A 19317-nucleotide genomic window follows, 5' to 3' on the forward strand; every position below is an offset into this window, starting at 1 on the left:
TTGATTATCGACCGGGAGTCGAAGCACAAAAATCCCTGACCTACATTTGAAGTAAGTCAGGGATTTTTATGAAAGCTGACCATGAATTTAGGGCAAACTAACCGCGGTCTCGTTCCGGGTTTCTTTTGCGCATGCCGGCTAATCCGATCAGACCCAGCAGTCCGAGCCAGCCCCAGCCTCCGCCGCGGTTCCTGTCCGTCGCCGCGTTCGTCCGGATTCGGTTATTGTCAGTCAGCATATTCGTATTGGATCCGGTGTAGGTGTTTGTTCCCATCCGGCCGGTGTTGTTCGTTCCGTAATTCGTATTCAAGTATTGGCTGCCTGTTCCAGTGCCATATACGCTGACATGGTAATGGGATGTCGTTCCGGCATTGTTCACCCGGTAATGCGAACCACCGGTAGATTCGGTTCCGAGGGTCCCTGTGCCCATACCGGTGCCCATGCCGCCATTTCCGCCGTCTTGCGTCGTTCCAGCCGCCCCATAAGCACAGGCCGGAGCAGCCAGCATCAAAGACATGCCTGCAATCAATACACCGATTCTTAACTGTTGTCTCATTGAGGCTACCTTCCTTCGGAGTATGTTTTTAAGCTTACGTTATTGTGTCACGGAAGAGGTGAGCTTATACAGATGGGGAGCCAGGGGCTTTTTAACGGTTATACGGGAATATTCGATTTTGTCCACGACATATATATCAAAAAAGGCAGGAAACCAAGAACTTTGGCGTGCAGGCCTATTGCTTGTCGATTCAGGTTATAAGGAAACAGGCGGGGGAGTGTGTCGAATGGGAAAAATGAATTTAAGGTCGTCCGTAAAGGGCGCAGTGATGGGAACTGCCATGACCGGAGGGTGGCTGCTTGCCGATCTGCTGCTGCCGGAGCCCTGGGGTGATGTGGTTTTATTTGGAGCGATGGCGGTTTTGAATATAGGCATCGGCTGGAAAATCGGCAGAATGTTTGATCAGCGCGAAGCGCAGGAAGCCGGCACCCATGGCGAGGCGGCGCATGCCAACAGCCCGGCCAGCCTGGAGTCCCGATAATAGAATGGATGTGCGGGAAACCGGTGAAAATCAATGATTTTGATTTTTGCCGGTTTTTTGTATTCGGTATGCCTGGCTTCATGAACTCTTTATCGGCCGAGACATGGCTCTCGCAGGGGACAAGCCCTTCGCGGATCCATGCCTGCAATTGGTTGCAATAGTGCCATTTATGTTGGTTTTATGAGCTACGACGGCATTTGTGCGGTTGCTATAATGACGGTACCAAAAGAGAAATTGGCATTTCAAGAGGGGGAACGACCGTTTATGAACCGTCTAAAAAGAACCTGGCCGCTGCACGTTATGCTGCTGCCGGCGCTGGTGTTTCTGGTCATTTTCAGCTATGTGCCGATGGCGGGGATCGTCATGGCCTTTCAAAATTTTAAGCCCTGGCTCGGCTTTGCCCACTCCGAGTGGGTTGGACTGGACAACTTCCGCATGCTGTTTGAACGGCAGGACAGCGTGGAGGTCATCTGGAATACGCTGATCATTTCCGCGCTCAAGATCGTGCTGAACCTGCTGGCGCCGTTTACGTTTGCGCTGCTGCTCAACGAGGTGCGCAGGGCGTTCTTCAAGCGTTTCGTGCAGACGCTGGTCTATTTGCCCCACTTTTTGTCATGGGTCATTCTGGGCGGCATTCTGCTGGATTTTTTATCCACAGACGGCGGGTTTCTGAACCGCATCCTGAGCTCCTGGTTCGGCATCCAGCCGATCTTTTTCCTTGGCGATAACAACTGGTTCCGGTTTACCGTTATTGCCTCGGACGTATGGAAGGAGTTCGGCTTCGGCACGATCGTATTCCTGGCTGCGCTCGCGAACGTGAATCCGTCCCTTTACGAAGCGGCGGAGGTAGACGGGGCAACCCGCTGGAAGCAGACGCTCCATATTACGATTCCGTCCATGCTGCCGATCGCCGTGGTCGTCGGAACGCTGGCGCTGGGCAACATTTTGAACGCGGGCTTTGACCAAATTTTCAACCTGTACAATCCGCTTGTGTACCAGAAAGGGGATATCATCGACACGTTCGTGTACCGTACCGCGATTCTGAACGGAGAGATGGGGCTTGGCACGGCGATCGGTCTGTTCAAGTCGGTCATATCGATGATCCTGATCCTCATTTCCTACCGGCTGGCCTATAAGCTGGCGAACTACCGGATTTTTTAAGAGGGGGATATCAGAAGGATGTATCATAAAACCGCTTCATACCGCATATTTTCGGTCGCCAATACCCTGGTGCTGCTGTGCCTGTCGCTGATGTGCATCATTCCGCTGCTGCATGTGCTGGCGGTGTCGTTCAGCGCCAAGTCGGCGGCGGACGCCAATCTGGTCGGCCTCTGGCCGGTGCAGTTCTCGACGGAGGCCTACAAAAAAACGATCGACAACCCCGTGTTCCTGCACTCCATTTGGGTTTCGGTAAAGCGTACGGTGCTGGGCACCGCGCTCACGCTGCTGCTGGCCTTTCTGGCGGCCTATCCGCTGTCGAAGGAAGCTTCGGTCTTTCGGGCGAGAAACGTGTACTCCTGGGTGTTCGTGTTTACGATGATCTTCAGCGGCGGGCTGGTGCCGTTCTATATCGTCATCCAGAAGCTGCATCTCATCAACTCCTTCTGGGTGCTCGTTCTGCCAGGAGCGGTCAACGTGTATCTCACGATATTGCTGCTGAACTTTTTCCGGGGGATCCCGAAAGAGCTGGAGGAAGCGGCGTTCATTGACGGAGCCGGGCATTTCCGCACCCTCTTCTCGATTTTCCTGCCGGTATCGCTTCCGTCAATCGCAACGCTGGCGCTGTTCAGCATGGTGTTCCACTGGAACTCGTGGTTCGACGGGCTGCTGTACCTGAACAATGCCAAGCAGTTTCCGCTGGCGACCTTCCTGCAGACGGTCATTGTGCAGAAGGATATGAGCACCATGAGCATTGATCCGAAAGAGGTGGCGCTGCTCTCGCAGAAAACGGTCAACGCCGCCCAGATCTTCATCGGAGCGGTGCCGGTGCTGCTGGTTTATCCGTTTTTGCAAAAATATTTCGTCAAGGGCCTTGTGATGGGCTCGGTTAAGGAATAGGAGGCAGGGCATGGAAATCGAAAAGATGTGGATCAAGGGCATGGACGTGTCCTTCCTGGATGAGATCGAACAGGGGGGAGGCACGTTTCATGAGGGTCCGGACAAGGTGGACGTTCTTGAGCTTTTACAGCGCAGCGGCACCACCTCCGTCCGGCTGCGGATCTGGAACGACCCGCCGGGAGGCTACTGCAATCTGGAGCGGACTCTGATAATGGCCAAAAGGGTCAAGGAGCTCGGCATGCATCTGCTGCTGGATTTTCATTACTCGGACAAGTGGGCTGACCCGGCGAATCAGTGGAAGCCGGCCGCTTGGGAAGGACTGCACGGGGCGGCGCTGGAACAGGCCGTTTACGACTATACGTACGAAGTGATGGCGGTGCTGCGCGCCGGCGATGCCCTGCCGGATATGGTTCAGATCGGAAATGAGATTACGAACGGCATGCTCTGGCCGGATGCGAAGGTGGATCCGAAAGCGGAATCCGGAGCGGATGAGGAGCCGTGGGCCCGCTTGTGCGGGCTTCTCAAATCCGGCGCAAGCGCTGTGCGGGCGGTGGACCGATCAGTTCGGGTGATGCTCCATATCGATCGCGGCGGGGATCCGGAGGGAAGCCGGACCTTCTTTGAACGGATGGAAGCGGAAGGGGTTCCATTTGACGTGATCGGATTGTCGTATTATCCGTGGTGGCATGGCCCCCTGGAGCAGATCGAACGGAATTTGCAGGATTTGTCTCTGCGGTTTGGGCGGGACATCGTCGTCGTGGAAACGGCTTACCCCTGGACTTTTCGGACTAGGGAAGGATTTCCCCTCATCGTGGAGAATGATGAAGCATTGCCGTCCGAGTTCCCCGTTTCGCCGGAAGGCCAGCAGGCTTATTTGAAAGCGCTAACCGACATCATCCGCCGCACGCCGGATGGCCGGGGCTTGGGCTTCTATTATTGGGAGCCGTGCTGGATCCCGTCGCAGCAGGTGTGGTCCGTCGGCCATGCCAACAATTGGAGCAATCTGACGCTGTTTGATCATGACGGTTATCCGCTCCCGGCGCTTTATACCCCATAACAGAAAAGAGGCTTGTATTCATATGAAAACATCCTATCCACCGATCAGCCCGCAAATTTCAGGCTTCATGCATGGGGCTGACTATAACCCGGACCAATGGCAGCATGATCCGGAAGTGCTTGAAGAGGACATCCGGCTGATGAAGCTGGCCAAATGCAACGTGATGGCCATCGGCATTTTTGCCTGGGCTGCGCTGGAGCCGGAGGAAGGCGTATTTACGTTCGAATGGCTCGACCAGGTGCTGGACCGGTTTGCCGCAAACGGAATTTATGCATGGCTGGCAACCCCCAGCGGCGCAAGGCCTGCATGGATGTCGCAGAAGTATCCCGAAGTGCTGCGCGTAGGGGAGAACCGGGTGCGCAACCTGCATGGCGGGCGCCATAACCACTGCTATTCTTCGCCCGTATACCGGGAGAAGACCCGGATCATCAATACGAAGCTGGCGGAGCGGTATGCGAACCATCCGGCCGTGATCGGCTGGCACATTTCCAATGAATACGGCGGGGAGTGCCACTGCAACTACTGCCAGGAAGCGTTCCGCGAGTGGCTGAAGGCGCGATACGGATCGCTGGAGGCTTTGAATCAGGCTTGGTGGACGTCGTTCTGGAGCCATACGTATACGGACTGGTCCCAGATCGAATCTCCCGCCGGGCACGGGGAAAAGATGGTCCACGGCCACAATCTGGACTGGAGAAGGTTCGTCACGGACCAAACCGTGGACTTCTGCAAACAGGAAATCGCTCCGCTCAAAGCGATCCGGCCGGACCTTCCTGCGACCACGAACATGATGGATTGGTTCGAAGGGCTGGATTACCGCAAATTCGCGGATATCCTGGACGTCATCTCCTGGGACGCCTATCCGACGTGGCATGACAAGCAGGACCCGGGCAAGCTCGCATCCTGGTTCTCCTTTAACCACGACCTGTTCCGTTCGCTGAAAGGCGGGCAGCCGTTCATGCTGATGGAGAGCACGCCGAGCCTGACGAACTGGCAGCCGGTCAGCAAGCTGAAGCGCCCGGGCATGCATCTGCTCTCCTCGCTGCAAGCCGTAGCTCATGGCTCGGACACCGTGCAGTATTTCCAGTGGCGCAAGAGCCGCGGCTCCAGCGAGAAGTTTCACGGCGCCGTCGTCGACCATGCCGGGCACGAGCACACGCGGGTGTTCCAGGATGTAGCCCGGCTGGGCGGCCTGCTGGAACAAATCGCCGCGGTGACCGGTTCCGGCGTGCCGGCGGAGACAGCCATGATCGCGGATTGGGACAACCGCTGGGCCGTGAAAGATTCCCAGGGGCCGCTGAACCGGGGAATCGACTACGAGGGCACGGTGATGCAGCATTACCGCGCCTTCTGGAACATGGGCGTGCCCGTGGACGTGATCGGTTCGGGCGACGACTTCTCCCGGTATAAGCTGATTGTCGCCCCGATGATGTATTTGTGCACGGCGGAAGCCGGGGCCGCGCTGGAGGCGTTTGTGGCCGGCGGAGGCACCCTGGTGGCGACCTACTGGTCCGGCATCGTCAATGAGAGCGACCTGTGCCATCTGGGCGGATTCCCCGGACCGCTTCGCAAGACGCTCGGCATCTGGTCCGAAGAGATCGACGGCCTGCATGAGGGCGAGCTTAACCGGATGATCCCCGTCCAGGACAACGGTCTGGGCCTCGAAGGCGATTATGAGCTGTATGACCTGTGCGACCTGATTCATCCCGAAGGCGCCCAGGTGCTGGCGGAGTACGGCGACGATTTTTACGCCGGGCGTCCGGTGCTGACGGTACATTCGTTCGGACAAGGCAAGGCCTATTACCTCGCCTCACGCGCGAAGGAGCCGTTCTACGGCGATTTCTATGCCCGCCTTATTCGGGAAGCGGGGGTCAGCCCGGTGATGGATACCGAGCTTCCGCAAGGAGTTACGGTCCAGCTTCGGTCGGACGGCAGCACTGACTATGTGTTTGTCCTGAACTTCACGGGTGAGGACAAGCAAGTGGATCTGGATGAGCGGGAATACCGCGATCTGCTTGGCGGTGATCCCGTCGCCGGAAGCATCAAGCTGGAGGGATACGGTGCGAGGCTGCTGGCGCGGAGCACCATATAAATCGTAGACGGTAACAGGAATGCGGTGCCCGGCGAGGGGCTCCGCATTTTTCGTATCCGCTCCGGGTTTGCCTGCGGTGCCAGGGATCGTTCCATGAAGAATGGCTGGTGAAAGATGCCTGCTCACAAGCTGCTCGTTTTTGGGACGTGCACCTGTTACAATAGGATTTGTATGTCATGGAAGGGAAGGTGCGGGGCATTGATTTACGGAATCGGGCACGATGTGCTGGAAATCAAGCGGGTTGGGCTGCTTCTCGGCAGCCGTCAGGGCTTCCGTTTTATGGAACGGGTGCTGACCGCCCGTGAAAGGGAGGAAGCCAAGAAACGGGGCGGAAACCTGACCGAGTTTGTCGCCGGGCGCTTCGCCGCAAAGGAGGCTATCTCCAAAGCCTTTGGCTGCGGCATCGGCGGGGTAATCGGCTTTGTGGACATGGAAGTGCTTCCCGATGAGAGCGGCAAACCCGTCGTGGTGCTGAACGAGCAGGCTTGGGAGCGCCTCGAGCTGCCGGGTGAGCCGGAATATGTAATCCATCTATCGATCTCCCACCAGACCGAGCTGGCTTCCGCCTTCGCTGTTGTAGAGAAGCGGGAATAGGCCGGCTCATGATCAAGCCAGCCAGAAAGGTATGAAGGACCTCATGAGCAGTTCGATAAGTTCAATGGAGCAGAAACGGCATTTCAGCATCAACCTGCTGGAATGGTACGACAAGCATAAACGGGATTTGCCGTGGCGGCGCCACCGCAATCCCTACTATATTTGGGTGTCGGAAATCATGCTGCAGCAAACGCGGGTGGACACGGTCATTCCGTTCTTCAACCGGTTCATCGAGCGGTTTCCGACCGTGGAGGACCTGGCCGACGCCCCTGAGCAGGATGTGCTCAAATGCTGGGAAGGCCTGGGGTATTACTCCCGGGCGCGCAATTTGCAGGCTGCGGCCAAGCAGGTGAAGGAGCTGCACGGCGGTATGGTGCCGGACGACAAGGCGTCCGTGTTCGCCTTGAAGGGGGTCGGCCCGTATACGGCCGGCGCGATTCTGAGCATTGCCTTCAACAAGCCGGAGCCGGCCGTTGACGGCAACGTGATGCGGGTGCTGTCGCGATACTTCCTAATTGAGGAAGATATCATTAAAGGAAGTACCCGCGCCTTTATGGAAAGCCTGGTCGTGGAGCTGATCCCGGACGGCCGGGCATCGGACTTCAACCAGGCGCTCATGGAGCTGGGCGCCTTGGTGTGCACACCCAAGTCGCCGCACTGCCTGACCTGCCCGGTGATGGAGCACTGCTCCGCCAGGCAGGAAGGCAAGGAGGAGCAGCTGCCGATCAAGACCAAGGCGAAGCCGCCGCGGCCCGAGTATCGGGTGGTGGCCCTCGTGGAGGGCCGCGGTGATCATAGCGGCCGCGTCCTGATCCGCCAGCGTCCGCAGGAAGGGCTGCTCGCCCGTATGTGGGAGCTGCCGCATTTGCAGACGCCGGCGGCGCGCAGCGGGCGGCTGCCGGACGAGCCGGCGATGGATATCCTCGCCGGGGCGCTGCTCGAGGAAGGCATCGCTGCGCGGCCGATCGCGCATTTAACGGACGCGGAGCATACCTTCAGCCATATTCACTGGAACCTGCAGGTCTACCGCTGCCGCGAAGAGGACCTGCCGCAGGCAGCCGAGCTGAAGGCGATGTACGCGGCCGGGGACAGCGGCGAGCCGTCCGTCCAGACGGAGTACCGATGGATCGATGAGCAGGATATGCAGCATTACGCCTTTCCCAATGTGTTTTTAAAAATTTTACAGAACTATTTCAAACATTCATCCTATTAATCGTTTAAAATGTTAACCAAAGCGTGCCTGTTCTCGGCAGCCGGGAATCATCTCGCTGAGAGACAAGCAAAAGGGGCTGCCCCTCAAGAAACTGCAATGCAGTTCTTTGGGGGCAGCCCCTTTATTTCCGGGAAGGTACAGCTTACGGCTGTACGATTTCCTGGTAACGTTTGCTGACAACATCCCAGTTCAGAACGTTCCAGAACGCTGCGATGTAGTCAGGGCGTTTGTTTTGGTATTTCAGGTAGTAAGCATGCTCCCAAACGTCCAGACCGAGGACCGGTGTTTGACCTTCCATCAGCGGGTTGTCTTGGTTAGGCGTGCTTGTTACAGCCAGTTTGCCGTTCTTGTCCACGACGAGCCATGCCCAGCCGCTGCCGAAACGGGTTGTAGCCGCTTTGGTGAATTCTTCCTTAAATTTGTCCAAGCCGCCAAGCTCGCTGTCGATTGCTTGAGCCAGAAGGCCGTTTGGCTTGTCTCCGCCTTTAGGGGCGATGATTTCCCAGAAGAGGGAGTGGTTAGCGTGTCCGCCGCCGTTGTTGCGAACGGCTGTACGGATGTTCTCAGGTACGCTGTCCAGGTTGGAGATCAGCTCTTCAAGGCTTTTGTTTTGCAGTTCAGGAGCATTTTCCAGAGCCGCGTTCAGGTTCGTTACATAAGTGTTATGGTGACGGTCGTGATGGATTTCCATCGTTTGAGCGTCGATGTGCGGCTCGAGCGCATCATTCGGGTATGGAAGTGGTGGTAATTGAAATGCCATAATAAATACCTCCTGTTAATGTTTTTTTGGGTAGAATCAACGCAAGTGGCTGATTCATATGAATAAAGGAACGCTTTTGTTGTCCAAAAGAGCCCTTTATCGGCATAAGTATGTAGCATGGAACGTGATTCCATTTCTATTAAACCGTATTTTTTCGATTAAATCAACATTTATGTTTACAAAGTCGAATTAATCCTGAGGCGGGCTTGCCAGCTGTGTTGGAACGGACTTAACCGCAGCCTTTTCCAGTCAGAACCTCAAATGATCCAGGCGGGTAGAGCCATTCTTTCATCGCGAGAAAAAACTTTTTTGGATTCCGTGAAGGCACGCCGAAAGACGCATTTGTTATCCTTTACCCAAATCCCGAAGGATTATGCCGCAAAACTAGTCCATTATATGGGAAATTTACAGATGATAGAATGAAAACGCTTGCCATAAAGCGCTTTCAAAAGAAAACGCGTGTTTTTTAAAGTAAACTATGGTTTAATGGATGATAAAGAAGGATTTTCACGGTTTTTGTCGTAATACTATACCTTGGATTAGAGGGTTTTTTTGTTTTCCCTGAAAATCCCCTTAATCCTATAAAGCTAACGAAAAGGGAGATTTAAACATGCATGTTCGTTCCTTTCAGTTAAGTGATGCGACTCGTGTCAACGAGCTGCTGCAAATCGCGTTATCCGAAGAATGCTACGAGAATACGATCGAACCTTTCTCCAGGCAGCTCTACTGGGATTCCGACCTGATTATGGTTGCAGAAGAGGATGAACAGATCGTCGGTGCCCTGATCGGCACGATCGAGCATAACCACGGCTTCTACTATCGTATCGCCATCCATCCGGATTACCGCCGCAAGGGAATTGGCAAGGCACTGGTCACCATGATGGAAGGCCGGTTCCAGCAGCGTAAGGTTAGCGGAATTATGATTGCAGGAGACGAGCATAACAAGGCCGCGATGCCTCTGTATGAGGCGATGGGCTACGGGGCCAACAAGGTGCTGCAGGCATTCCAGAAACTCAGCATTGTCGCGCCGCAATAGAGATAACGACCCTTTGGTATTATGGAGAAAACCTACATCCATATCGTGAATAAGCAATATTTACTATACTTGAGCATATCTACGCGCCGTTGCAAAAGGCCCGAAGATATGCTTTTCTGTATATATGGGAATTTGTCATAAAAATGAGGTGTAGCATGAATCAAGTCGATCAGCGGGAGCAAGGCCGCCCCGAGCCGGTGCCGGTTACAACGCCGGGAGAGCAGGCAGGCAAGCGCGGCTGGCTGTCCGAATTTTGGGACTGGGCCAAAACACTGGTTATCGCATTTGTCATTATGATGCTGCTGAATTTATTTGTTTTTAATCTGTCCATGGTCCGCGGGCAGTCGATGCAGCCGACGCTGGTAGAGCAGGAACGGCTGTTTGTCGATAAGATCGTATATGATTTTACCGCACCGAAGCATGGCGAGGTCGTCGTGCTTCGCGACCCGAGCAACGGTCCGGAGAAAAAGGAATTTCTGGTGAAGCGGATCATCGGCGTGCCGGGTGACACCGTGGAAGTGAAGAACCACAAGCTGTACGTAAACGGTAAGGAGCAGAGCGAGCCTTACACCGAGGTGGAAATTCAGGATGCGGATTTCGGCCCGGTCAAGCTGGACAAGGATCACTATTTTGTGATGGGGGACAACCGGCATGCCGGCGCAAGCCGGGACAGCCGTTCCTTCGGCAGCGTGGAAGCGAGCGCCATCGTTGGGCGGGCCGAATTTATTTTCTGGCCGTTGTCCAAAGCGAGATCGCTGTAAGACATTATGGAACGACTCTTAACGGAAAGGAGGCCGCAAGGAGAAATGACATCAGGTAAACCACAGGCTGCGTACGCTCCTTCGGCTTCGCCGTGGGAGCAGCTGAAACAGGACATTAAAGAGGCGGCGGCCGGGTTCGGCATTGACGATATCGGTTTTGCTTCGGCTGACCCGTTTGTCTCTCTGAAATCGATTCTCGAGAACCACCGCAAGCTTGGTTACGAATCCGGCTTTGAAGAGCCGGATCTGGACAAACGCGTCACCCCGGCACTCCCCGATGCACAGCCCGCCTCCCTCATTGCTATCGCCGTAGCCTATCCATCCAAAATGGAACACAAGCCCAAGCAGGTGCCTGGACAATACCGGGGGATCCTTGCCCGTTCTGCGTGGGGGCGGGATTACCATCAGGTGCTGCGGGACGCTATGGGCAAGCTTGAGGCATTTATCCGGGAGCGGGTGCCGGATGCGGTGATGGAGAGCATGGTGGATACCGGGGCATTGGTGGACCGGGCGGTTTCGGAGCGGGCCGGCATCGGCTTCAGCGCGAAGAACTGCTGCATCATTTCGCCTAAATGGGGTTCATGGATCTACCTCGGGGAGATGGTGACCAACATTCCGTTTCCGCCGGATACGCCCGTCACGGAGGACTGCGGCGACTGCACGATGTGCATCGACGCATGCCCGACGGGAGCGCTGGTCGGCCCCGGCCAGCTTAATGCGCAGCGGTGCATCTCCTTTTTGACCCAGACCAAGGGCTTTCTGGAGGACGAGGTGATGCGCAAGATCGGCAACCGGCTGTATGGATGCGATACCTGCCAGGTCATCTGTCCAAAGAACAAGGGGAAGAACTGGACGCATCATGAGTATCTGCTGCCGGATCCCGAGAAGGACAAGCCGCTGCTGCTGCCTATTCTGGATTTGAGTAATAAGGAGTTCAAGGAGAAGTTTGGGGAAAGCGCAGCCGCCTGGCGCGGCCGCAAGCCGATTCAGCGCAACGCCGTGATTGCGCTCGGCAACTTCAAGGATACATCGGCGGTGCCCCGCCTCGGCCGGGTGCTGCTGGAAGACCCAAGACCGGAACTGCGGGGTGCCGCAGCGTGGTCTTTGGGCCGGATAGGAGGGGAAGAAGCTTTGAATTGGCTGAATAAAGGTCTGGCTTCAGAACAAGACGAGAAGGTGATAGACATGATGAGAGAAGCGCAGGAAAAGCTTCAGCCCGCTGGAAGCGGACAACCCGCAGATGCCGAAATGGCTGCGGATGATTTTTCTCCCGGTCTGGGAGGCGAGAAGGAAACGGTCTTTTATTCGGAGATGATTTCTCCGATCGGCCCGCTGACGCTGTGCGCAACGGAGAAAGGGCTGTGCCTGATCGAGTTCGGACCGTTTAACGTCAAGGAGGCGGTTCTCCAGAAATGGTCCCGCACCTGGTGCGGCGGCGGTGATTTCGTTCAGGATGATGAGCGTTTAGCAGAGGCGAAGCGCCAGCTGGGGGAGTACTTTGCCGGGGAACGCAAGACGTTCGACTTGCAGCTGGATATGCGGGGAACGCCGTTTCAGCTTCAGGTTTGGAGCTCGCTTGCCGATATTCCTTATGGAGAGATCCGATCCTATGCAGATATCGCAAATGCGATTGGCAGACCGAAGGCCGTCCGTGCCGTCGGAGGAGCCAACAACAAAAATCCCGTACCGCTGATCGTCCCGTGTCACCGGGTGATCGGCGCCGACGGCAGTCTCGTAGGATATGGCGGAGGGATGGAGATCAAGCGCCATCTCTTGACCTTGGAGAACTCCCTGCCCGAAAGAAAGGGATGGGCCGATTAAGTAACCAATCGGGGGAACGTTCATGAGGTATGTAGGCATTGAAAGTGTGGAGCCCGGTCAATTTTTGGGGAAAACCATCTATTCCGGGAATGGGACGGTACTGCTGTCGGCGGGTGTCCAGCTTACCGTGTATATGATCAGTACGCTGAACCGAATCGGGGTCACGATGCTCTACATTCAGGATCCGCTTTACGCGGACGTGGATACGGAGGACATTCTCAGCGAAGCGACCAAACAGGGCCTGATTCAGGAGATGAGCGACGCTTTTGAAGCGGTGCGGTCCGGGAAGGAATGGAACACCCAGCTGATCGGCGCGAGTGTGGACCATCTCCTCGAGGACGTGATGGATAACAAGGAGCTGCTCGTGCAGCTTACGGATGTCCGGACCGCAGACAACGCCCAGTATGTGCACGCGATGAATGTATGCCTGTTGTCCACAGTAATGGGCGTCAATATGGGCCTGAATTATCAGCAGGTCAAAGAGCTCGCTACAGGCGCCCTGCTGCATGATATCGGTAAGAACGGCATGCGGGAGGGAGACGAGCTGTTCCCGGATTCCAAGAGCCATCACACCTGGCGCGGTTTCGAGAAGCTCAAGAACAAAAGGGAGTTCGGCCTGCTGATCGCCCACGTCGCCCTTCAGCATCATGAGCGGGTAGACGGCTTGGGCATTCCCCGGGGACTGACCGGAGACGAGATTCATTTATATGCCAAAATCGTCGCCGCTGCGGACGCTTACGACCGGATGATTCATCCGCTGAAGCCTTCGGGCCGGAGGCTGATGCCGCATGAAGCTTGCGAGCAAATGATGGCCATGTCGGAAAAGCAGCTCGACCACGGCGTGCTGGTCCAGTTTACGAGGATGGTGTCGATCTATCCCAACGGGACGGCCGTCAGGCTGTCGAATAAGGAGACGGGGCTTGTCGTCCGTCAGCACCGGGGGCTGCCGGGACGTCCGGTCGTCCGGATCGTGCGCGGCGAAGCGGGTCATTTGGATATTAAAGAGCTGGATTTGGCGCAGGAAACGACCGTATTTATCGAGGCTGTATTGGCCTAGAATTCATTTGCGAGCCGCATTTGGACATGCTATGATAGGTTCGTGCTGCTCAGGCACGCGCAAGGAATCGATTTATACTTATAGGGGTGGCGGAATATGCAATATGTAATTCCAATTATTACGCTGATCGTCGGCTTGGTCGGCGGGTTTTTTATCGGCGTGTATTATCTGCGCAAGCAAATGGAAAAAATGCAAAATGACCCGCAAATGCTTCAAAAGATGGCCAAGCAAATGGGTTACAACCTGAACGGGCGCCAGATGCAGAAAGCGCAGCAGATGATGAAAAATCAGCAGTTTTCCGGCAAGAAAGGCCCGGCACAAGGTCAAGGCCGCAAGAAGAAATAATCCCCTCGGCATAGAACGTCTACAGAGAAGCAGGGGGTAGCGATAGGAGGAAGTGCTGTGGCTGGCGTTAAAGATTACGTGAACGCGCGGGTTGGTGAAAACCGCGAGAAGATCGAGTACCATATCGAGCAAATTTTGAAGCTGATCGGTGAAAATCCCGAGCGGGAAGGGCTTCTTGAGACACCCGCCCGCGTTACCCGGATGTATGAGGAAATTTTTGCCGGATATGAGGTAGACCCGCGTGATGTGCTGGGCGTGACCTTTGACGAAAATCATGAGGAATTGGTGATCGTCAAGGATATCGTGTATTACAGCCAATGCGAGCATCATATGGCGCCGTTTTTCGGCAAGGTCCATATCGGCTACATTCCGAGCGGGAAAATTGCCGGACTCAGCAAGTTGGCCCGGTTGGTTGAGGCGGTCACCCGCCGTCTGCAGGTACAGGAGCGGATTACGTCCCAAATCGCCGACATTATGGTCGATGTGCTGCAGCCGCATGGTGTGATGGTCGTCGTGGAAGGCGAGCATCTGTGCATGTGTTCGCGGGGCGTGAAGAAGCCGGGCAGCAAGACGGTGACTTCCGGCGTACGCGGCATTTTCCGTGAAGACCCGGCGTCGAGAGCAGAGTTTCTGTCTTTGATCAAAGAATAATGACGGCAATATAGAAAGAGGGCACGCCCGGAAGGGGGCGTGCCCTCTTTTGTTTGTGCCAGCTATTTTTTGAAGATTATAGAATTTATAAATTTCAGCGAAGCTGAACCATTCTATAATCGCAAGAAAAACTTCAGCTAATCGCGGTCTGTCTTCTTTGAAGGTACGTCGATAGACGTTTTTCTTAAGATTATAGAATTTATAAATTTCAGCGAAAGCTGAACCATTCTATAATCGCAAGAAAAACTTCAGCTAATCGCGGTCTGTCTTCTTTGAAGGTACGTCGATAGACATTTTTCTTAAGATTATAGAATTTATAAATTTCAGCGAAAGCTGAACCATTCTATAATCGCAAGAAAAACTTCAGCTAATCGCGGTCTGTCTTCTTTGAAGGTACGTCGATAGACGTTTTTCTTATCATAGGGTCATTGTCGATATCCTTCTGCTCAGCCAGCTTGATATTGCCAAGGAAGGTGGACACCCGGCGCAGGTATTCACGCGAGTGTTCGCGGAAGATCAGCTCGTGGTGGCTGCCTTTCACGATCCAGACGTCCGAATACGGATTAGTCTGGTTGGAGGCAAGCTTCTCCGCGATTGGATAAGGCGCCTTCTCGTCCTCCGTCCCGTGGATAAAGAAGATCGGGAACGGATAATCCTCTTTTTTGACCTGCTGGTATGGAATCTGGTTCAGGCTGGTGCCGTTCAGTACCGGGAACAGCAGCTGCAGAATTTCCAGCGACGGATGCCGCGGCAGGTCGATCTGATTTTTGATGTTATGGTACAGCGTATCCGGCTCGAGCAGGAAGGTGCTGTCGAGAATCATGGCGTCGACATCCTGCGTCTGCAGTCCGGCCTGAAGGGCCGTGCCGGCGCCCATCGAGAAGCCCCATACCACGATCTGCTTGGCCCCGCGCTGCTTGGCCAGATCGATGGCCCCCAGCAGCTGCTGGGCTTCCACCTTGCCGCCCGTCGCGACGGCTTTGCTGTTCTGGGAAGCGAATCCGTAATCGAACATAATGACGTTAAAATTTAAGCGGTGGGCGAAATGTGCCAAATCGTACATCGGGATCCAGGTTTCCTCCCGGTTGGCGCCGTACCCGTGACTGAACACGATCGTCTTGGTTGATCCCGCGGCTGGAATGTACCAGCCCTGCATCATCCGGCTGCCGTCATGGGCCGGGAAAGTGACGTCCTCGTATTTCATGGACTTGGCCTGCATCGGATTGGAGTACAAGGGGGCGACTGTCGGATTGGACAACACCCAGGCGATGTAGGCATGCAGCGCAATGAAACAGAAGAGCAGGAAAAATACAACGGACAAGAGCAGTGCCACCAAAATATGCTTAAAGCGAATCATTCGCGTAGATAACGGTAATGGTGTATCGGGCAGGGGGCGGGGAAGATGTACGTCGTTACGGGATGTCATGTTCATGCGTGCCCCTCCTTATAAATACTTTACTATATTAAGTTTAACTTCCGGGCTTCGTTTACGAAACATATAAAATTTTACTCTATATCCTATGCAAGCCTGAGGTCAAAGTCAATCCGGGGCGGACAATTGTTAGACAATTGTAATAGTGAACCGCTCCATAGTTCACCTGCCGGCTACCCTTGTCCTCCTGATGCGGACATGAGCATAGAGTGCCCGACGGCATGAACTTGCACATGCAGATGGGCACCCGGTGGTGCACGAGTGCAGTGATGCCGGACATTGGCCCTAGCTACGTATTAGCGTCTTCTTGCGAAAGGGTCAAAGAAGAAAATATAGACTTTATCCGGCGAATTTCTTATAATTTATGTAACCATGTTTCATGTGGTGAAACATTTGAGGGGCGGGATCGGAATGGAAGACCGCAAATTAACGGTTCGTGCCGTTGAACGGGCACTGGATATATTGATGTGTTTTACGCAGAACAGCGAGCTGGGACTGACCGAAATTGCCGGAATGATCGGACTGCACAAGAGCACCGTCCATCGGCTGATGACGACTCTTGAGGAGAAGGCTTTCGTCGTCCGCGATGCGGCGACGGAAAAATACCGGCTGGGCATTAAAGTGTGGGAGCTGTCCACGCATTTATCGCAAAGCGACGATCCGGCGGTGCTGCTGCTGCCGGCGATGGAGCGGCTGCGGGACCGGCTGGGTGAGACGGTCAGCCTGTACCTGCGGGACGGGAAGGACCGTCTGCGGATCCAGGCGGTGCAGAGCAACCAGGCCATCCGGAGGGTGGCGCAGGTCGGGGCGCGCCTGCCGCTTACGGTGGGAGCGTCGAGCAAGGTGCTGGTGGCGTTTGCCGCGCCTGCCGATCAGGAGGAGCTCCTGAGCGATCCGGATTGGGCGGAGCTGGTGAAGGGCGGCAGCTATGTGCGGCAGCTGCAGGACATCCGCGAGCGGGGCTATGCGACGAGCATCGAGGAGCGCGAGCCCGGCGCCGCCGCGGTGGCGGTGCCGATCGTGAATCGGAACGGCCACGTCGCCGCTGCCCTGTCCGTATCCGGCCCGGTGAGCCGGCTGTCCAGCGAAACGCTGAATGAGTTTGCTCCCGTGCTGATTGAAGCGGCGCGGGAAATGGGGCTGATGATTCCGTAAACAGACGTAAGCCCACTGAGGTTGTGAACGGATGAATAGAATAAGAAAACAAACGGTCTGCGTCATCGTTATAGAGAAAGCCCGTCATACCGGGGAAATCCGGTATGGCGGGCTTTTTTTAGATTATAGAATTTATGAATTAGAAATCAATGTCATCAGTGAAGTCAGTGAAATCAGTGAAATCAGTGCTCGATATGCTCTTCAAACCAGCGTACGATATGGGTCAGCCGGCGGGTGCGCAGATGCGGATTGCCGCTGCGGGACAGGTTGTGGTCGGCTCCCGGAAAACGGATGAACTGCGCTTCCTTGCCAAGGCGCTTGAGCGCCACGAACAGCTGCTCTCCCTGCTCGATCGGGCAGCGGAGATCCTGCTCCCCGTGCAGGATCAGGAGCGGCGTGTTCACCTGCTTCACGTAAGCGATCGGGGAATGCTTCCACAGCTTCTCCAGATCGTCCCACGGATTGCCCCAAATCTGGTCCTCTGTAAAATAGTACCCGATATCGCTGACGCCGTAGAACGACACCCAGTTGCAGATCGAACGCTGGGTGACGGCGGCTTGGAACCGGTCGGTATGCCCGACGATCCAATTCGTCATGAAGCCGCCGTAGCTGCCGCCGGTGACGCCAAGCCGGGAGGCGTCGATGTAGTCATAGGCGGACAGGACATAGTCCACCGCATCCATCAGGTCCTGGTAGTCGCGTCCGCCGTAATCGCCGCGGACCGTATTGACATGGGCCTGGCCATACCCGTGGCCGCCGCGCGGGTTCGTGTAGAACACGGCAAATCCTGCCGCGGCGAGCAGCTGGAACTCGTGCATGAACGTGCAGCCGTACATCGCTTGCGGTCCGCCGTGGATTTCCAGGATGGCCGGCACCTTGGAGCCTTCCTTGAAGCCGACCGGCTTCATGATCCATCCCTGGATCGGCCAGCCGTCCGAGGCTTCGAAGCGGAAGGCTTCCGGCTCGCTCAGCACAAGCTCGCTGAACAGCTCCTTGTTGCAGTTGGTCAGCCGGGTCTCTTCACCGTTTGCCATGTCAAAGGCAAACAGATCTCCCGGATGAAGCGTATCTGCGGAAGCGAGAATCAGCCTGCCTTCCGGTGCCAGGGCGAACTGGTAAATTTCCCTGTCGCCGCCGGCGATGATCTCGTAATCGGAGCCGTCCAGCGCAAAGCGGGCGACCTTGACGCCGCCGTCCTCGCTCAGCTGCAGGAAGACGTACCTGCCGTCTTCACTGAAGACGGGTGGACTGCCGGCTCCCGCGCGCATATCGCCAACGCAGGCGTGTCCGAGCTGTACGTCGAGGTCCTCATAGCAGGCGCGTGCCTCGCCGCCTTCAGCGGGAATCAGGTAGATGCGCGTCAGCGTGGCAAAGCCGCAGTTCAGGTCGTCGGCCAGCATCAGGATATGGCTGCCGTCCGGCGTGTAGGCGATGGCCCCGATGCTCAGCCGCCCGTCCGTCAATTGGCGGACGTTTCCGCCGTCCCGCTCCGCCACGAATAAATCGTTGGTCAGGCAGAGGTCCGGATCCGGGAAGGAAGCGGAGGCCTGTGTGGCGGTATAGATGATGCGGCTGCCGTCCGGCGACCAATTGAACGAAGACACATCGAAGTCGCCCGAAGTGACTGGCGTACAAGCGGAAGTGGCAAGATCGTGAACGAACAGATGCGTTCTGCGGTCATTCCACAGTCCGGCGCCGTCGGCCTTGTATTTTATACGATGAATAATTTTTTCGTCCGGCTGTTTGTCCTTGCCGGCCTTCTCCGCTTGGGCTCCGGAGTCCGCACCGACGGCTTCATCGGTTGAAGGAGCCTCGGCGCGGAGCAGAAGGGCGCTGCCGTCGGGCGCCCATTTAAAGGCGCTGACGCCGTGCTTCAGCTCCGTTACGGCCTGGGCTTCGCCGCCGTGCGCGGGCATGACCCAGACTTGGCGGGCATCGCCCTTCTTGCGCAGAAAGGCCAGCCTGGAGCCGTCGGGAGACCACGCTGGCGAGGCGTCCTGCTCGCCGGCGGTAAAGGCGGTATCCTCCCGGCCGTCCGGCGAGATCAGGCGAATATGGGAGGTGTAGCCCCCATGCTGGTCGTTAACGGTTTTCGATATGTACGCGACAGCGCCGGTCTTGGGGGATACGGCAGGGTCGCTGACCCAATGCATCCGGTACAAGTCATCGGCGGTAATGGGACGTTTTTCACTCATGGACAGGGCCTCCTAAGCATGAAATTGGAATAGGTATGAAGCAATCAGATTCTAAA

18 protein-coding genes are annotated in these 19317 nt (G+C 55.9%); 14 read left to right on the plus strand and 4 right to left on the minus strand.

The features are described from left to right. Nucleotides 1-97 precede the first annotated feature (97 nt). On the minus strand, nt 98-556 hold the full coding sequence (locus C7820_RS33970; protein WP_116234314.1) for a WGxxGxxG family protein: 459 nt from the start codon (nt 554-556) through the stop codon (nt 98-100). A gap of 226 nt (nt 557-782) precedes the next feature. Here C7820_RS33970 and C7820_RS30940 point away from each other — a divergent pair, with 226 nt between their 5' ends. The 7 genes from C7820_RS30940 to mutY all read left to right on the plus strand — a co-directional run bounded on the left by C7820_RS30940 (nt 783) and on the right by mutY (nt 8048). Beyond that, a complete protein-coding gene (locus C7820_RS30940) occupies nt 783-1037 on the plus strand; it encodes a hypothetical protein (protein WP_116234315.1) in 255 nt (84 codons plus the stop codon). Between the two features lie 264 nt (nt 1038-1301). Continuing rightward, nucleotides 1302-2198 carry an ABC transporter permease gene (locus C7820_RS30945; protein ID WP_089549020.1) on the plus strand — a complete coding sequence of 299 codons (897 nt, stop codon included), beginning with the start codon at nt 1302-1304 and terminating at the stop codon, nt 2196-2198. Between the two features lie 18 nt (nt 2199-2216). Beyond that, on the plus strand, nt 2217-3095 hold the full coding sequence (locus C7820_RS30950; protein WP_076175851.1) for a carbohydrate ABC transporter permease: 879 nt from the start codon (nt 2217-2219) through the stop codon (nt 3093-3095). Between the two features lie 10 nt (nt 3096-3105). Next, nucleotides 3106-4152, plus strand: a complete 1047-nt coding sequence (locus C7820_RS30955) for a glycoside hydrolase family 53 protein (RefSeq protein ID WP_116234316.1) — start codon at nt 3106-3108, stop codon at nt 4150-4152. A 22-nt stretch (nt 4153-4174) separates the two neighbouring features. Continuing rightward, nucleotides 4175-6241, plus strand: a complete 2067-nt coding sequence (locus C7820_RS30960; RefSeq protein WP_116234317.1) for a beta-galactosidase — start codon at nt 4175-4177, stop codon at nt 6239-6241. A 198-nt stretch (nt 6242-6439) separates the two neighbouring features. Next, nucleotides 6440-6835: a holo-ACP synthase gene (gene acpS, locus C7820_RS30965; protein WP_076175844.1), complete on the plus strand. Its 396-nt coding sequence runs from the start codon at nt 6440-6442 to the stop codon at nt 6833-6835. Nucleotides 6836-6878: 43 nt separating this feature from the next. Next, nucleotides 6879-8048 carry an A/G-specific adenine glycosylase gene (mutY, locus tag C7820_RS30970; protein ID WP_181909254.1) on the plus strand — a complete coding sequence of 390 codons (1170 nt, stop codon included), beginning with the start codon at nt 6879-6881 and terminating at the stop codon, nt 8046-8048. Between the two features lie 142 nt (nt 8049-8190). Here mutY and C7820_RS30975 read toward each other — a convergent pair whose 3' ends face one another. Beyond that, entirely contained in the window at nt 8191-8808 is a 618-nt protein-coding gene (locus C7820_RS30975) for a superoxide dismutase (protein ID WP_076175842.1), read from the minus strand. A 610-nt stretch (nt 8809-9418) separates the two neighbouring features. On the opposite strand from C7820_RS30975, the gene C7820_RS30980 reads away from it, so the two are divergent. The 6 genes from C7820_RS30980 to folE all read left to right on the plus strand — a co-directional run bounded on the left by C7820_RS30980 (nt 9419) and on the right by folE (nt 14479). Beyond that, nucleotides 9419-9844 (plus strand): GNAT family N-acetyltransferase, encoded by a 426-nt coding sequence (locus C7820_RS30980; RefSeq protein ID WP_076175840.1) that lies wholly within the window; start codon nt 9419-9421, stop codon nt 9842-9844. A 155-nt stretch (nt 9845-9999) separates the two neighbouring features. Then, nucleotides 10000-10605, plus strand: coding sequence for a signal peptidase I (gene lepB, locus C7820_RS30985; protein ID WP_116234318.1), 606 nt, complete (start codon nt 10000-10002; stop codon nt 10603-10605). A gap of 45 nt (nt 10606-10650) precedes the next feature. Beyond that, complete coding sequence (queG, locus tag C7820_RS34070; RefSeq protein WP_116234319.1) at nt 10651-12426, plus strand: tRNA epoxyqueuosine(34) reductase QueG; 1776 nt, start codon at nt 10651-10653, stop codon at nt 12424-12426. A gap of 22 nt (nt 12427-12448) precedes the next feature. After that, nucleotides 12449-13483: an HD-GYP domain-containing protein gene (locus C7820_RS30995; protein ID WP_105444340.1), complete on the plus strand. Its 1035-nt coding sequence runs from the start codon at nt 12449-12451 to the stop codon at nt 13481-13483. A gap of 96 nt (nt 13484-13579) precedes the next feature. Continuing rightward, complete coding sequence (locus tag C7820_RS31000; RefSeq protein WP_076175831.1) at nt 13580-13828, plus strand: YneF family protein; 249 nt, start codon at nt 13580-13582, stop codon at nt 13826-13828. Nucleotides 13829-13885: 57 nt separating this feature from the next. Beyond that, nucleotides 13886-14479: a GTP cyclohydrolase I FolE gene (gene folE, locus C7820_RS31005; protein ID WP_105444339.1), complete on the plus strand. Its 594-nt coding sequence runs from the start codon at nt 13886-13888 to the stop codon at nt 14477-14479. A gap of 367 nt (nt 14480-14846) precedes the next feature. On the opposite strand, the gene C7820_RS31010 is transcribed toward folE, so the two are convergent. Next, on the minus strand, nt 14847-15911 hold the full coding sequence (locus C7820_RS31010) for an alpha/beta hydrolase (RefSeq protein WP_116234320.1): 1065 nt from the start codon (nt 15909-15911) through the stop codon (nt 14847-14849). 411 nt (nt 15912-16322) lie between these two features. Here C7820_RS31010 and C7820_RS31015 point away from each other — a divergent pair, with 411 nt between their 5' ends. Continuing rightward, a complete protein-coding gene (locus C7820_RS31015) occupies nt 16323-17066 on the plus strand; it encodes an IclR family transcriptional regulator (protein WP_105444338.1) in 744 nt (247 codons plus the stop codon). A 182-nt stretch (nt 17067-17248) separates the two neighbouring features. Here C7820_RS31015 and C7820_RS31020 read toward each other — a convergent pair whose 3' ends face one another. Beyond that, the gene (locus C7820_RS31020) at nt 17249-19261 is read right to left on the minus strand and encodes an alpha/beta hydrolase family protein (protein WP_116234321.1); all 2013 of its coding nucleotides are present in this window, start codon (nt 19259-19261) and stop codon (nt 17249-17251) included. Nucleotides 19262-19317: the final 56 nt, after the last annotated feature.

Origin of the sequence: Paenibacillus sp. VMFN-D1 (assembly GCF_003386155.1) — a bacterium.
Lineage (GTDB): Bacteria > Bacillota > Bacilli > Paenibacillales > Paenibacillaceae > Paenibacillus_AQ > Paenibacillus_AQ favisporus.

Coding starts and splice junctions, on each gene's coding strand:
- C7820_RS33970 (WP_116234314.1), bottom strand. CDS start 556: ATGAGACAACAGTTAAGAATCGGTGTATTGATTGCAGGCATGTCTTTG.
- C7820_RS30940 (WP_116234315.1), top strand. CDS start 783: ATGGGAAAAATGAATTTAAGGTCGTCCGTAAAGGGCGCAGTGATGGGA.
- C7820_RS30945 (WP_089549020.1), top strand. CDS start 1,302: ATGAACCGTCTAAAAAGAACCTGGCCGCTGCACGTTATGCTGCTGCCG.
- C7820_RS30950 (WP_076175851.1), top strand. CDS start 2,217: ATGTATCATAAAACCGCTTCATACCGCATATTTTCGGTCGCCAATACC.
- C7820_RS30955 (WP_116234316.1), top strand. CDS start 3,106: ATGGAAATCGAAAAGATGTGGATCAAGGGCATGGACGTGTCCTTCCTG.
- C7820_RS30960 (WP_116234317.1), top strand. CDS start 4,175: ATGAAAACATCCTATCCACCGATCAGCCCGCAAATTTCAGGCTTCATG.
- mutY (WP_181909254.1), top strand. CDS start 6,879: ATGAGCAGTTCGATAAGTTCAATGGAGCAGAAACGGCATTTCAGCATC.
- C7820_RS30975 (WP_076175842.1), bottom strand. CDS start 8,808: ATGGCATTTCAATTACCACCACTTCCATACCCGAATGATGCGCTCGAG.
- C7820_RS30980 (WP_076175840.1), top strand. CDS start 9,419: ATGCATGTTCGTTCCTTTCAGTTAAGTGATGCGACTCGTGTCAACGAG.
- lepB (WP_116234318.1), top strand. CDS start 10,000: ATGAATCAAGTCGATCAGCGGGAGCAAGGCCGCCCCGAGCCGGTGCCG.
- queG (WP_116234319.1), top strand. CDS start 10,651: ATGACATCAGGTAAACCACAGGCTGCGTACGCTCCTTCGGCTTCGCCG.
- C7820_RS30995 (WP_105444340.1), top strand. CDS start 12,449: ATGAGGTATGTAGGCATTGAAAGTGTGGAGCCCGGTCAATTTTTGGGG.
- C7820_RS31000 (WP_076175831.1), top strand. CDS start 13,580: ATGCAATATGTAATTCCAATTATTACGCTGATCGTCGGCTTGGTCGGC.
- C7820_RS31010 (WP_116234320.1), bottom strand. CDS start 15,911: ATGAACATGACATCCCGTAACGACGTACATCTTCCCCGCCCCCTGCCC.
- C7820_RS31015 (WP_105444338.1), top strand. CDS start 16,323: ATGGAAGACCGCAAATTAACGGTTCGTGCCGTTGAACGGGCACTGGAT.
- C7820_RS31020 (WP_116234321.1), bottom strand. CDS start 19,261: ATGAGTGAAAAACGTCCCATTACCGCCGATGACTTGTACCGGATGCAT.